The 14,638-nt window shown below is 65.2% G+C and carries 10 protein-coding genes; 4 read left to right on the top strand and 6 right to left on the bottom strand.

From position 1 onward, the window contains the following. Positions 1-65: 65 nt before the first annotated feature. The 3 genes from J2Y63_RS31095 to rocF form a co-directional block, all read right to left on the bottom strand. Positions 66-542 (bottom strand): chemotaxis protein CheW, encoded by a 477-nt coding sequence (locus tag J2Y63_RS31095; RefSeq protein WP_256121299.1) that lies wholly within the window; start codon positions 540-542, stop codon positions 66-68. Positions 543-702: 160 nt separating this feature from the next. Further along, positions 703-1,908 carry an ornithine--oxo-acid transaminase gene (rocD, locus tag J2Y63_RS31100; RefSeq protein ID WP_435269185.1) on the bottom strand — a complete coding sequence of 402 codons (1,206 nt, stop codon included), beginning with the start codon at positions 1,906-1,908 and terminating at the stop codon, positions 703-705. 14 nt (positions 1,909-1,922) lie between these two features. After that, on the bottom strand, positions 1,923-2,858 hold the full coding sequence (rocF, locus tag J2Y63_RS31105; RefSeq protein WP_435269186.1) for an arginase: 936 nt from the start codon (positions 2,856-2,858) through the stop codon (positions 1,923-1,925). A 135-nt stretch (positions 2,859-2,993) separates the two neighbouring features. Between rocF and J2Y63_RS31110 the strand changes: the two genes are divergently transcribed. Continuing rightward, entirely contained in the window at positions 2,994-3,434 is a 441-nt protein-coding gene (locus J2Y63_RS31110) for an Lrp/AsnC family transcriptional regulator (RefSeq protein ID WP_435269187.1), read from the top strand. A gap of 153 nt (positions 3,435-3,587) precedes the next feature. On the opposite strand, the gene J2Y63_RS31115 is transcribed toward J2Y63_RS31110, so the two are convergent. The 3 genes from J2Y63_RS31115 to J2Y63_RS31125 form a co-directional block, all read right to left on the bottom strand. Then, positions 3,588-7,763 (bottom strand): translocation/assembly module TamB domain-containing protein, encoded by a 4,176-nt coding sequence (locus J2Y63_RS31115; RefSeq protein WP_435269188.1) that lies wholly within the window; start codon positions 7,761-7,763, stop codon positions 3,588-3,590. Between the two features lie 104 nt (positions 7,764-7,867). Continuing rightward, positions 7,868-9,793 (bottom strand): autotransporter assembly complex protein TamA, encoded by a 1,926-nt coding sequence (locus tag J2Y63_RS31120; protein WP_435269189.1) that lies wholly within the window; start codon positions 9,791-9,793, stop codon positions 7,868-7,870. Positions 9,794-10,062: 269 nt separating this feature from the next. Then, the gene (locus J2Y63_RS31125) at positions 10,063-10,326 is read right to left on the bottom strand and encodes a YMGG-like glycine zipper-containing protein (RefSeq protein ID WP_256121305.1); all 264 of its coding nucleotides are present in this window, start codon (positions 10,324-10,326) and stop codon (positions 10,063-10,065) included. 446 nt (positions 10,327-10,772) lie between these two features. Between J2Y63_RS31125 and J2Y63_RS31130 the strand changes: the two genes are divergently transcribed. The 3 genes from J2Y63_RS31130 to J2Y63_RS31140 all read left to right on the top strand — a co-directional run bounded on the left by J2Y63_RS31130 (position 10,773) and on the right by J2Y63_RS31140 (position 14,511). Continuing rightward, positions 10,773-11,264 carry a (2Fe-2S)-binding protein gene (locus J2Y63_RS31130; RefSeq protein WP_435269190.1) on the top strand — a complete coding sequence of 164 codons (492 nt, stop codon included), beginning with the start codon at positions 10,773-10,775 and terminating at the stop codon, positions 11,262-11,264. A gap of 86 nt (positions 11,265-11,350) precedes the next feature. Continuing rightward, complete coding sequence (locus J2Y63_RS31135; protein ID WP_435269191.1) at positions 11,351-13,702, top strand: xanthine dehydrogenase family protein molybdopterin-binding subunit; 2,352 nt, start codon at positions 11,351-11,353, stop codon at positions 13,700-13,702. Positions 13,703-13,713: 11 nt separating this feature from the next. After that, positions 13,714-14,511, top strand: a complete 798-nt coding sequence (locus tag J2Y63_RS31140) for an FAD binding domain-containing protein (protein WP_435269192.1) — start codon at positions 13,714-13,716, stop codon at positions 14,509-14,511. The last annotated feature ends 127 nt before the right edge of the window (positions 14,512-14,638 follow it).

The following is a 14,638-nucleotide window of genomic DNA, read 5'->3' on the forward strand; positions in this document are numbered from 1 at the left end:
TAGACAATAAAAAACCGCCGTGCAAACGCACGGCGGTTCCGGCATGTGGTGAATCGTGAGGGCGATCAGGCCGCCATGTCTTCCACGTCGCGCTCCTTGAACATGCGCGACAGGTTGAGGAAGCAGATCATGCCGTTCTCATGGGCGATGATGCCCTCGGCATAGGCCTTGTCGAAGGAGGTCGTCACTTCCGGCACGGGCTGGATCTGCTCGCTACGGATGGTGAGGATGTCGGACACCCGGTCGACGACGAGGCCGACGACCATGCTGTGCACTTCGGCCACCACGATGGCGCTGCGCTCGTTGGCTTCCGTGCTCTTCATGCCGAGCTTGTGGGCGAGGTCGATGATCGGGATCACCGTGCCGCGCAGGTTCATCACGCCGATGACGTCCGGCGGCGAATGCGGGATCGGCGTGGACGGCGCCCAGCCGCGGATTTCGCGGATCGTGGTCGTCTTCACGCAGAATTCCTGATCATGCAGGCGGAATGCAATGATTTCGAGCGTGTCACCGGCAAAGCCAGTCGTCTTGATGGAGGTCATCGGGATCTTTCCAGTTGGATCTGCCCAGTTTGGTCTGCTTCGTGATCCGATCCTATGCATGCCCTGGTTAAAATCTTTCAAACGCCCGCCATTTGTCGTGCCGAAAATGTGGAAAGCCCCGCGTCGCCGCAGGGCCTTCGATCTTTCCCGCCTGCCGCCGTCAGGTGCGCAGCACGGCCTCGAACTGTTCGAGCGCCCAATCCACCTGGTCGCCGCTAATAACGAGCGGCGGCGCGATGCGGATCGTGTCGCCATGGGTATCCTTGGCGAGGATGCCGCGCTCCTTCAGCGCCTCGCAATATTTGCGCGCTCCGCCGGCGGCAGGGTCGAGCTCCACGGCCAGCATCAGGCCGCGGCCGCGCACGTCCTTGATGATATTGGAGCGGATGCCCTTGAGGCCTTCCTGGAAGCGGTCGCCCATGCGATGCGAATTGCCGATCATGTCCTCCTCGACCAGCACTTTCAGCGCGGCGCGTGCAATGGCGCAGGCCAGCGGATTGCCGCCGAAGGTCGAGCCGTGCTGGCCCGGCTGCAGCACGCCGAGCACTTCGCTGTTCGAGAGCACCGCCGAAACCGGATAGAAACCACCGGACAGCGCCTTGCCGACCAGCGTCACATCCGCCTCGATGCCCTCGTGCTCCTCGGCAAGCAGCTTGCCGGTGCGACCGAGACCGGTCTGGATCTCGTCGAGGATTAGCGTGATGCCGTGCTTCGTGCAAAGTTCGCGAACCGCCGGAAGATAGCCGGTCGGCGGAATGATCACGCCTGCCTCGCCCTGGATCGGCTCGATGAGGAAGGCGACGGTGTTTTCGGTGATCGCCGCGCGAAAGGCATCGAGATCGCCGAAGGGCACATGCCGGAAACCCGGCGCGAAGGGGCCGAAGCCGGTGCGCGCATCCGGATCCGTCGAAAAGCCGACGATGCCCATGGTGCGGCCATGGAAATTGTTGGAGCACACGACGATCTCGGCGCGCCCCTCCGGCACGCCCTTCACCTCGTAGCCCCACTTGCGCACCGCCTTCACCGCGGTCTCCACGGCTTCCGCTCCGGAATTCATCGGCAGCACCTTGTGCGAACCGGTGAGTGCCGCGATCTCCTCGTAGAAATGCGCGAGCTGGTCGTTGCGGAAGGCGCGCGAGGTGAGCGTCAGCTTCTGCGCCTGCTCGACCATCGCCGCCAGGATTTTCGGATGGCAATGGCCCTGGTTGACCGCCGAATAGGCCGAAAGGCAGTCGAGATAGCGGTTGCCGTCGATATCCCAGACAAACACGCCCTCACCACGCGACAGCACGACGTCGAGCGGCTTGTAGTTATGGGCGCCGAGACGGTACTCGGTTTCGATCAGGCTTTCGGTCGACGGCGTCATAAGTCCTCCGGGATTCAGGCGCTGCGGGTCGGCCGGTCGAGAATGCGGCGCCCGAAGAGGCTTGCGGTCAGTTCGACGAGGATGCGCGCACTCTTGCCGCGGTCGTCAAGGAACGGGTTCAGCTCGACGACGTCGAGCGAGGAGACGAGGCCGCTGTCGCAGAGCATTTCCATGATGAGATGCGCCTCGCGGAAGGTCGCGCCGCCCGGCACCGTGGTGCCGACGCCCGGCGCCAGTTCCGGATCGAGGAAATCGACGTCGAGGCTGACATGCAGCAGGCCATTTGCCGCTTTGATGCGGGCGATGATGTCGTGCATGATATGCGCCATGCCCGTCTCGTCGATCGAGCGCATGTCGTAGACATTGACGCCGTGCTCGGCGATCTCTTCGCGCTCGCGCGCATCCACGGAGCGGATGCCGACCTGGAAGACATTCTTCGGATCGACCATCGGGCGGCCCGCTTCGAGGATTGGCGCAAACTCGGCCTCGCCGCAGAAAAAGGCGACCGGCATGCCATGCATGTTGCCCGAGGGCGAGCTTGCCGGCGAGTTGAAGTCCGCATGCGCATCGAGCCAGAGCACGAAGAGCGGGCGGCCGACATCGGCGGCATAACGCGCCATGCCGGAGACGGAGCCCATCGACAGCGCGTGGTCGCCGCCGAGAATAAGCGGGAACTTTCCGCCGCGCGCCGCGTCATAGACCGCCGTGTCGAGCGCGCGGGTGAAGGCCGCGACGATCTGCAGGTTGTTCGCCTTCGGATGATTGGCGAGGTCGCGCGCCGGCAGCGGGCGCAGGTCGCCTTCGTCCGTCACCGTGTGCCCGAGTTCGGTCAGGGTCGTGTCGACGCCCGCGATGCGCAGCGCCGTCGGTCCCATCGCCGCGCCGCGGCGGCCGGAGCCTTCTTCGAGTGGTGCGCCGATCAGCGCGATGTGCTTGTCATTTTCAGCCATGGTTTCCCCGCAGGTGCGTGAGGGCCGGTACGCCCGGTTTTGCCCGATTATTACCCCTCACGCTGTTGGCAAAAAGAGGGAAAACTGACAAATAGGCGGCTCATTTCAGCATTTTGCAAAGCACCGGGCAACACAATGGTAAGTCTCGACGACCTCGACCACGCGCTGATCAGTGCGCTGCGCCACAATGCCCGCACGCCGGTCTCCTCGCTTGCCGCTGCGACAGGCGCCTCGCGGGCGACGGTGGCAGCGCGCATCGAGCGGCTCGTCTCATCGGGAACGATCGCCGCCTTCACCATCCGCACGGGCGCGGAGCTGACCGGAAGCGGCGTGCGCACCATCGTCATGATCGAGGTGCATGGCAAGATGGCCGACCGCGTGGCCGCCCAGCTTCGCGGCCTGCCGCAGGTGCGCGCGCTGCACTCGACGAACGGCCGCTGGGATTTCATCGCCGAACTCGAAGACCGCGACCTCGGCACCTTCGACGAAACACTCCACCGCATCCGCCTCATCGACGGCATCACGGTGACCGAGACGAATATCCTGCTGAAGACGACGAAGAACGCGCTGGCGTAAGCCGGTTCACCTGTTGCCCTACCCTCCACGTCATCCTCGGGCTTGACCCGAGGATCCATGCGACAAATTCAACGCGTGCGGTGATGCGTGGCTCCTCGGGTCAAGCCCGAGGATGACGTTCAGGGTGAGGCGAAGTGCGAGAGCCGATCGGCCTCAGTATTCCTTCTCGTAAAAGATACCCGCACCCGCGCTACCGCCGCTGCCCGCTTCGCCGCGCAGCTTGAGGCCACGGCCGACATCGAGGTTGATCACGGCCTTGGCGCCGTTGGTTTCCGGGTCCTGCTTCAGCTCGATATAGGTTCGCTCGTTCAGGTATTTGCCGGCAGAGACGGCCGCCCGGCCCTCGGCATCGGTCGTGATGTCGAGGTCGTCGACGCCGAGCTTGCTGCGCAGGCTGTCGAGCAGGCCGGTCGAGCTGCCGCCGGCAAGCTGGCTTGCGGCGGAGGCGAGCTGCGCGATCTGCACTGCCGACAGGTTCGACATCGAGCGGTTGAAGATGAGCTGCGCCAGGATTTCGTCCTGCGGCAGCGAGGGCGAGGAGGCGAAGGTGACCGTCGGGTTGTTGGCCTGGCCTGCGACCGTGACAGTGATTTCCGTGGTGCCGGCCGTGCTTGCGGCGACCAGATTGACCGTCGGCACGAGGCCGCCGGCAAAGCCGATATGCGCGCTGGTAAAATCGAGGCGGCGCGTCAGGATCTCCATGCGCCCGCGCCGAAGCTCGAAGCCGCCGGAGACGACGGGCGATGACGAGGTGCCGGTGATCTTCAGGCTGCCGCCGAGCTCCGCATTGATGCCGCGTCCCCGCACGAAAAGCTGGCCCGGCGCCTCGATGGTCAGATCGAGCGCGATGCCGCGCGAGGCGCCATCGCCGCCGCCGCCCTGGTCGCGCTGGACATCCGCCGTCATACGCTTGACGTCGGCCGGCGCGTTGCGGTGCTTGATGGCGATTTCGGAGAGCGAGGCCGGCAGTTTCTGCGGAATGGTGACGTTCGCCTTGTTGATGCGCACCTTGCCGCCGAGCGAGAGGGCGGCAACCGGCCCCTTCAGCGTCAGGTCGCCTGCGACGTTCGCCGTCACCAGCGTGCCGTCGACATAGGTAATGTCGCCGAGCTTCACCGTGACGTCCACCGGGAAGCCGCTTGCCGGATCGATGCCGACGCGGCCGCTCGCCGAAAGCTGGCCACCGCTCGCAAGCTTGCCGGAGACGGTCTCGATCACCGCCTGGCGCCCATCCATGGTGACGCGGATCGTCAGGTTCTCCACCGCGAGGTTGCGGCGCACATCGACAAGGCGCGCGCCGCCTGCCGTGATGCTGCCGGTGACCGATGGCGCCGCCGCCGTGCCGCCGATCGAAACGTCGACATTGGCATTGCCGGTGAGCACGAAACCCTGCGCGGAGAGCTGCCCCTGCAACAGACCGAACGGCACCGTGCCGTTGAATTTCAGCCCGAGCGGCGTGGCACCACCGATGCCGACCGTGCCGCCGCCGCGGAAGGAAAGACCACCGGCGCCGGAGAGCACCGTGTCGAGCCGCACCTGATTATTGGCAAAGGCGCCCTTGGCATTGATGCTGAGCACGCCGATGCCAGCCCCGCGGGTCTGGCTCGTCTGCGCCCCGCTCCAGTCGAGCGCATAGTCGACGACGGGGGCCGCCGCCTTGCCCTTGACCGTCACCGTGCCGCTGATCGCGCCCTCGGCACCGAGACCGGCGGCGAAATTGTTGACGAGGTCGGCCGGCAGCGCATTAAGGCGAAGCGCCAGATCGAGCGTCTCGCCCGCCCGGCCGGAGACCGCGACGGAGCCCCGGCCCGCCTGGATCGTGAGGCCGTCGAGCGTCGCCACGCCATTGGTGACGCCGATCATCGTCGGCTTGGCGAGCTTCAGCGCGATGCGCCGCGGTGCCGCTTCAAAGGCCTGCAAGGCGACGTCGAGGCCGCCGTCTCGCTGGAGGACCTGGCCCTTCGTCACGAGCGGCGCGCCATCGAGCCGGCCCGCGAGATCGAAATTGGTCGCTTGCCCTTCACGCGAAAAATCGAGGCGCAACGCGTCGAGCCGGTTCTCGCCGGAAGCGATCCGCTCGGCGCGCACCGTGCCGGTGATCGCGGCGGTGGCGAGGTCGGCGATGGTGAGATCGACAGCCGGCTTGGTGATGCTCACCGCGTCGCGCCGGATGGCGGAACCGGAGGCCTGCACCGTCGCGGATGTCTTGCCGTTGGTCGTGGCGATTTCCACCTGGCCGGTGAGGTCGCCGGCTGCCTGCTGGCCGGCCATGGCGGCGAGCAGGCCGAGATCCGGGAAGTCGAAGCGGATGGTGCCATCCGGCATGAAATTCTCGGCAAGTGCCAGCGATCCCTTCAGCGTGTTCGGGCCGATTTCCGCCTCCAGCACCGGCACCGAGATGCGCCCGCCTTCCGACGTAATGCTGGAGCGCACGTTGATCGGCTGCCCGTCGAGCGCACCGGTCGCCGTCAATTCGCCGGATGGGCTGTCGGCGACAGCTTTGCCGGTGAGCGTCACGACGAGATCGCTGAGCGTGCGGCCGGAGAGCGTCGCGCCGCTCGATGTGACCTTGGCCGAAACGTCGAGCCCCTGCACCGGTCCGGTCGCAGAAAGCTCGAAGGCCGCCTCGCCCGCGGCATCCGCGAGCAGCTTGCCGAGGTTGAGCACCTTGCCGGTCAGTGCGGCGTCGAGATTGCCGCCGCCGAGCGACACCGTGCCCGCCGTCTCCAGCGTGCCGGATTTGACCTGAAGGCCGGAAACCTGAACGGCGCCGTCGCTTGCGAGCTGCACCCGTCCTTCCATCGCGATCGTCGTGTCGAACTTGCCGGACAGCGCCGGCGGCAGCACGGCGGGCAGCGCGAAGAGCCGGAAGTTGACATCCGCCTCTCGGCTTTCGAGGCCGTAGCGGCCCGAGAGCGTGCCGCCGATGCTGGCGCTTTCGAGCGTCGCGGGGTCGAAGGCGATCTCGCCTGGCGATACGTTCAGCGTGGCGACGAGCTTGGCCGGCCCCTTCACCATGCGGTCCAGATCGGCATTGGCGAAGGCCGTCGCACCGGTTTCCAGCGTCACATCCACGCGGCCGGACTGGCTCGCCACGTTGAAGGCATCGCTCTTGGCCGAAAGGCGGACGTTTTCCACCCGGCCGGCCGGTAGCTCGGCGGAAACGACCGTCGCATCCACCTGGAGCGCCGCAGCACTCGCCTCGCCGGTCAGCGAAATATCGGCGCCGTCGATCAGCACGCGCGCATCGCCTCCGGCGAGCGGCCAGCGGAAATCGATCGGCCCGTCCCGGCCGGCCAGTTTCACGTCGAGGTCGTTTGCGCCCTTGGCGCTGACGGTGCCCGATGCGCCGAGCGTCATCGCGCCGGTCGAAATCGCGCCCTTCTCGATGCGCAGCATGTCCGAGCCGTCGAAGGCGGCGACGACGTCGATGCCCGTTTCGCCGGCAAAGAGCGGGCGAAGCTGCGGCGGCATCAGCGCGTCGAACGTGCCGCCGCCGCTGAGCGCGATCGTGTGCAGCCCGTTTGCCGAGAGGTCGTGGCGCCCGTCGACGCGCAGCATCTCTGTGCCGTCGAGGGCCGCGGAGAGGCGGCCGGTCCATTCGGATAGCGGCCCATCACCGGTCAAGCGGATCGCGACCGCGGGATCGTTCGGCAGCTTCAGCAGTGCCGCCAGCAGCCCGCCCTTCGGTTCGGCGACATCCGCTTCCAGGCGAAGCTGGTTGTCGGCCGGGTTGAAGACGATGTCCGCATTGACCCGGGCATCGGGCCGCGCCTGTTCCGAGGCGGAAAGCTTGACCGCGACGCTTTCGGCCGTGGCATCACCGCTGCCCGACAGGACGATGCGCTGGTCGCGGCCCGCGACCGTGCCCGATACGAAAAGCTCCGGAACCTCCAGCGCATCGACATGCACCTCCACCGGCAGCGTGAACGGCGTATCGGATTTTTCCGCGTCCGGCTTGGGCTCCGGCAGGCGCAGCAGGGAGACGGAGGAGGCGGAGACGCGCTCGGCATCGAAGCTGAAGAACAGCAGCTCCCACGGCGACCAGTCGACGGCAAGGTCGCGGATTTCCGCATAGGTGCCCTTGTCGTCGCCAATGGTGATCGTGCCGGCCCGCAGCTTGCCGGTGAGCAGGCCGGACGGTTCGCTGATCGAGATGACCTGCCCGCTCGCAGCCGCGATCTTCTCCACCTGCGAAACCGCAAAACGCGCGCCCGCATCGGTAAAACCGACAAATCCGAGCGCCGCGACAAGAACAACCAGCACAAGCACGAGAGCGTAGCCGATATATCGAAGCGTGGCGCGGAGAATTCGGGACAGCCTGTTCATGCATCATCCATTTCGCGTGCGGGGAGCGCAAACATTCGCTCCTCAACGTCTTGAATCCAAATCGCGCAATCGATCAAGAGCCTAGACGAAAATTGGGGCGACAGTCAGAAGGACTGGCCGATACCGGCATAAACCCCGAAAGAGGTTCCGCCCGGATATTTCTTGAGCGGCACCGCGACATCGAGCCGGAGCGGCCCGAACGGCGTCGCGTAGCGCAGGCCGATGCCGGCACCCGCCCGGATATCGTTGAAATCCGGCACCTCGTCCGTCGAGACCGTGCCGACATCGAGGAAGGGCACGACGCCGATCGTCTCGGTGACGCCAATGCGCGCCTCCGCCGAGGCCGCCACGTAGGAGCGGCCACCGAGCAGCTTGTTGCGGCTGTCGCGCGGCGAAATCTCCTGGTAGCCGTAGCCGCGCACCGTGCCACCGCCGCCCAGGAAGAAGCGCCGCGTCGCCGGAATGTCGGACAGTTCGTCACCGCCGATGATCGTGCCGGCCGCGATTTTTCCGGCGAGCACGAAGCGTTTTTCCTCGCCGAGCGCCTGGTAGCCGGTGATCGCGCCTTCGAAGCTGGAGAAGAAGGTGCCGCGCTCGATCTCGTAGCTCGGCTTCGCGCTGAGCATCGCCCGATAGCCTTCCGTCGGGTTCAGCTTGTCGTCGCGCGTGTCGCGCACATATTCGATCGGAATGGCGACGGTGAGATAGTTGTTCTTGCCGAAGGCGTCGTCGACGTCGCTCCACATGACCTCGCCACCGCCGCTCACCGTGTCCGTATCGGAAAGCTCGATCGCGACGCCGGCCGCCCCCGTGATCGTGAAGGCCCGGTAGGCATCCGGATCGACGATCGAGGCCTTCACGCTGGCATTGAAGGTGGTCGCCGGCCCGAAAGCGCCGGGCTTGGAAAACAGGATGGCGCTCGAATAATCGAGATTGCCGACATCCTTGGTCTCGCCGATCCGGTTGATCGCCCCTTCCACGCGCAGCGATTCCGCCTCGCCGAACAGGTTGCGATGGCCCCAATAACCTTGCAGGCCCAGACCGTCGGTATTGGAAACCTGTGCTCCGACGCCGAAATAGCGGTGCTTGCCCTCGGAGACCTCGATGGTCATCGGCAGCGAACCATCCGGCGCAAGCTTGTCGGCCTCGCGGATCGTGACGCTGGAGAAGACGCCGAGCGTGCGCAGCCGTTCGGCAGCCTTGGTCAGCGCCTCCGGCGAATAGGGCTGACCGGCATTGATGCGCGAATAGCGCTGAACGAAACCCGGATCGACCGTCTTGGTGCCGGTCACGCCGACCTCGCCGACAGGCGCCACCGGCCCGCCTTCGGCGGCGATCACGACGTCGACGGTCTGCGTCTTGTGGTCGGCCGTGGCGTTGCGTTCCGTCAGCTTGGCGAGCGGCCGGCCTTCCGCCTTCAGGTCGACGACCATCTTCTCGCCGGCCTTCAGGATGATGGTGGAATCGGCCCGGGCACCGGGCACCAGCCCGTAATCCTCTGGATTGCGCCCCTCGGCATCGCCGGAAAAGACGACGTCGCCGAAGGTGAAGACCGGGCCGGGCTCGACGCTGATCGTCACCGGGATGGCGCCGCTCGTGTTGAATTCCGGATTGGGCGGCAGGGAATCGAGGTCCTGTCCGTCGATGGTGACCTTCACCACGCCGCCGTAGCGGGCGTTTTCATAGAGCGCGGCGAGGATGCGGTCGCGGTCGTCGCGCGCCTTGATGACGAGGCCGAGATCGCCGGAAACAGGCGTGCCTTCGTCCTGCTTGAGGCGCGCCGTGTTCTCGATCGCCTCTTTCAGATCGCTGTCGTCCGTGCCCGGCTCAAGCGTCAGCGTGTAGTTGACGGGATCGATGACGGCGGTGGTTTCTTCCTCGTCCTCGAAGAACTTCATGCCGAAGATCTCGAAGGCCGAGGCCGGCCCGACGGAAAGCGGGCCGCAGAACAACGCGGCAGCAACCGCGAGCGCGGTGCCAGCTCTCAGAAACGCAAAACTCTTTTCCGGCCGGTTCACTTTATCCCGCATCCGCAGTTATCCGTCGCCTTTACTCCTTGGGGTGCGGGGCAAACGGCGGACCGGCAGCTTCCGTCACAAACTTCGGGCGCTCTGGTTCATCCAGAGCTTTCAGGCAGGAAAAGACCCTAACGCGTTAGGTTTTCCGTAATGTTAACGGTGGTTTTACACGGATGGAAACAAGATTTGAAGCACCGCAGCGGTGATTTTACGTCACACTCGCAAAAGCAAAAGCCCCGGAGACACTCCGGGGCTTCGTATAGGTTGCATGAATTGGGGTATTAGTAACCCGACGGGCACCGGTCGATATAGCGGCGGCCGTAGCGGTCACGGTAGTAGCACTGGCCCGGCTGCTCGGAAACGCTGCCGATGACAGCACCCGAAACGCCGCCGATAGCAGCACCCACGGCAGCACCGCGGACGTCACCCGTGACGGCGCCACCGATGATCGCGCCGGAGACGGCGCCGATACCCGCACCCTTTTCCGTCTGCGTGCAGCTGGCGACGGCGAGGCCGACCAGAACGAGCGCAATGACTTTCTTCATGAAGATCTTCTCCAAAGTTGAGTGGCGGCCGCGTTTGCCGGGTCCGCCTATCCCCTTCTACTCAGACACATACCGGGGCCGTCATCGACGGTTGGTCTGTCCGGGATCGAAAATATACTCGGAAATCGGGAAGTCCATGCCATTCAACTATTTTTTTGAGCGGCGAATAAATATCGTTTCCATTTCGTTTGGTAAGCCCGCGCCTATCGGCGGTCACGAGAAATTTCGCCTGCGCCCCAAAGTAGCGGTTGATCGGCGCCGCAAAAAGTCAAATGATATGACTGTTGAGGCCGCGTCGAGTGCGGCCTCAGGCTGCCGGAATGCAATGCGCGCGAATGAAAGATTGCTGGTGTCGTCTGATCCCAGGCCCGCGTCGCGAGACGCCCGCTGCATGTAACGTCGGATCGATCGGCCCCAGCGGACAATGAACCGCCAGGGAGGAACGAATGGCGAAAGTGGCAATGACCGTCAATGGCCGGAAGGTGAGCAAGGAGTGCGAGGACCGCACGCTGCTTGTGCACTTCATCCGAGACAATCTAAGCCTCACCGGAACCCATGTCGGCTGCGATACCTCCCAGTGCGGGGCCTGCGTCGTGCACATGGACGGCAAGGCCGTGAAAAGCTGTTCCATCCTCGCGGCCCAGGCTGCGGGGTCCACTATCCTCACCATCGAGGGCCTTGCCGCCAACGGCGAGCTTCACCCCGTCCAGGCCGCCTTCAAGGCCAATCACGGCCTGCAATGCGGCTTCTGTACGCCCGGCATGGTGATGACCGCGGTCGACATGATCAACCGCTACGGGGCTAATCTCGACGAGAAGACGGTGCGCGAGAACCTCGAAGGCAATATCTGTCGATGCACCGGCTACCATAACATCGTGAAAGCCATCCTTGCCGCCGCCGAAGAGATGGGCGCGGCAGGCCGGCAGGCTGCGGAATAGGCAACGGGCACTGGGCAGTCGCCAATAGAGACCCCTAATGCCTATTGGCTGACGCCTGCTGCCTCCATTCTCTGGAGGAGATGAAGATGGGTGTCGAAGGTATCGGCGCGCGCGTCGCGCGAAAGGAAGACAAGCGGTTCCTGATGGGCCAGGGCCGCTATACGGACGACATGTCCGTGCCGGGCATGCGCTATGCCGCATTCGTGCGCTCGCCGCACGCGCATGCGAAGATCAGGAGCCTCGATACGTCTGCGGCCGAGGAGATGCCGGGCGTCATCGCGGTCTTGAACGGCAAGCAGATGCTGGACGACGGCATCGGCAACCTGATCTGCGGCTGGATGATCCATTCCAAGGATGGTTCGCCGATGAAGATGGGCGCCTGGCGGCCGATCGCGCATGACACCGTGCGTTATGTCGGTGACGCCGTCGCCGTGGTGGTGGCCGACACGATGGGCGAGGCGCGCGACGCGGCCGAAGCCGTCGTCGTCGATTACGACGTGCTGTCCGCCGTCACCGATGCGGTGAGAGCGCTCGAAGCCGGCCAGCCGCAACTGCATCCGGAAGCGCCCGGCAACCTCATCTACGACTGGCAGATCGGCGACGGTGACGCCACCGACGCGGCGATCGCTTCCGCCGCCCATGTCACCGAAATGAAGATCATCAACAACCGCCTCGCGCCGAACCCGATGGAACCGCGCGCAGCGCTCGGCATCTACGATTCCGCCGAGGACCACTATACCTGCTACACGACGAGCCAGAACCCGCATGTCGCCCGCCTCGTCATGAGCGCCTTCTACAATGTCGCGCCGGAAAACAAGCTGCGCGTCATCGCTCCCGATGTGGGCGGCGGCTTCGGCTCGAAGATCTATATCTACCCCGAAGAGATCGTCTGTCTCTGGGCGTCCAAGCGCTCCGGCGTGCCGGTGAAGTGGACATGCGACCGCACCGAAGCCTTCCTGACGGACGCTCACGGCCGCGACCATGTCTCGACGGTCAAGATGGCCTTCGATGCGAACAACCGCATCACGGCGCTGAAAGTCGACACGATCGCCAATTTCGGCGCCTATATGTCGCTCTTCTCCTCCGCCGTGCCGACTTATCTCTATGCGACCCTGCTCTCGGGCCAATACGCCATCCCGGCCATCCACGCCAATGTACGTGCCGTCTACACCAACACCGTCGCCGTCGATGCCTATCGCGGCGCCGGGCGCCCGGAAGCGACCTACCTGCTCGAACGCACCATGGAGACGGCGGCGCGCGAACTCGGCGTCTCGCCGGCCGAACTGCGCCGCGCCAACTTCATCCGCACCTTCCCCTACCAGACGCCGGTCATCATGAACTACGACGCCGGCGACTACGAAGCCTCGCTGGAAGCCGCCATGCAGGCCGCCGACTGGAACGGTTTTCCCGCCCGCAAGGCGGAAGCCGCCGGCCGCGGCATGAAGCGCGGCATCGGCATGAGCTGCTATATCGAGGCCTGCGGCATCGCGCCGTCGGCCGCGGTCGGCTCGCTCGGCGCCGGCGTGGGCCTCTGGGAATCGGCGGAGGTGCGCGTCAACGCCGTCGGCACGATCGAAGTGCTGACCGGCTCGCACAGCCACGGCCAGGGCCATGAGACGACCTTCGCCCAGCTCGTCGCCGACCGTTTCGGCGTGCCGATCGACAGCGTCTCCATCGTGCACGGCGATACCGACAAGGTGCAGATGGGCATGGGCACCTATGGTTCGCGCTCCGGCGCCGTCGGCATGTCCGCTATCGTGAAAGCACTCGACAAGGTGGAGGCGAAGGCGAAAAAGATCGCGGCCCACCTGATGGAGGCCGACGAGAGCGACATCGTCATCGAGAACGGCGCGCTGAAAGTCGCCGGCACCGACAAGACCGTGCCGTGGTTCCAGATGGCGCTCGCCGCCTATACCGCCCACAACCTGCCCTCCGGCATGGAACCGGGCCTGAAGGAAGGCGCCTTCTACGATCCGGCAAACTTCACCTTCCCGGCCGGCTGCTACATCGCGGAGGTCGAGGTCGATCCGGAGACCGGCAAGACGAAGATCGTGCAGTTCGTCGCCGCCGACGATTTCGGCAACATCATCAACCCCATGATCGTCGAGGGCCAGGTGCATGGCGGCATCGCGCAGGGCATCGGCCAGGCGCTGCTCGAAGGCGTGCACTACGATCCCGACACGGGCCAGCTCCTGACGGCAAGCTACATGGACTACACCATGCCGCGCGCCGACGACCTGCCCTCCTTCAACGTCTCGCACCAGGTCACGCCCTGCCCGAACAATCCGCTCGGCATCAAGGGCTGCGGCGAGGCGGGCGCCATCGGCTCTCCGCCGGCACTGATGAACGCCATCACCGACGCCATCGGCAACAACGACCTCACCATGCCCGCAACGCCCCAGAAGGTCTGGGCGGCTGCGCGGCTTGCCGCCAACTGACGGAGGGAACCATGTACGCCACGAATTACCATCGCGCGTCCTCGATCACCGACGCCGTCAAGCTGCAGTCCTCCTCCGACGAGGCGAAATACGTCTCTGGCGGCATGACGCTGATCCCCACCATGAAGCAGCGGCTGGCGGCCCCGTCCGATCTCGTCGATCTCCGCCATATCGCCGAAATGAAGGGCATCTCCGTCAACGGCAGCCGGGTCCGGATCGGCGCCGGCACGACGCATGCCGAGGTCGCGACCTCGGCGGAGCTGAAGGCGGCCTGCCCGGCGATCTGCCACCTCGCCTCCCATATCGGCGATCCGCATGTGCGGCATATGGGCACGATCGGCGGCTCGATCGCCAACAACGACCCCGCCGCCGACTACCCCTCCGCCATGCTGGCGCTGGGCGCGACGATTGTCACCAATGCCCGCGAAATCCCCGCCGACGACTTCTTCACCGGCCTCTTCGAGACGGCGCTGCAAGACGGCGAGATCGTCGTCGCGGTCACCTTCGACGCGCCGGCAAGGGCCGCCTATTCCAAATTCCCCAACCCGGCCTCGCGTTATGCGATGGCCGGCGTCTTCGTGGCGAAACGGGCGGATGGCGGCGTGCGGGTGGCGGTGACGGGGGCCGGCTCCAACGGCGTGTTCCGCCATGCCGGCCTGGAGGATGCGCTTGCCGCCAACTGGTCGGCGGATGCCGCCGCCGGCGTCGCGGTGGATGCCTCAGACCTGCTTTCCGACATCCACGGAAGCGCGGAATACCGGGCTAATCTGGTGAAAGTCATGGCCAAGCGCGCGGTCGCCGCCGCCTGACCCCTCGAAAAAGTTGAAACTGTTCGATTAAAAGGACGGTTGAGGCCGTCCTTTTTTCATGCAGACTTGACATGCATCAACAGGAAATGGCCTTTGGGCGCTTAAGATACATTGGAATGGTTCAAAG

Origin of the sequence: Shinella sp. BE166 (genome assembly GCF_051201095.1) — a bacterium.
Taxonomy (GTDB): Bacteria; Pseudomonadota; Alphaproteobacteria; order Rhizobiales; family Rhizobiaceae; genus Shinella; species Shinella lacus.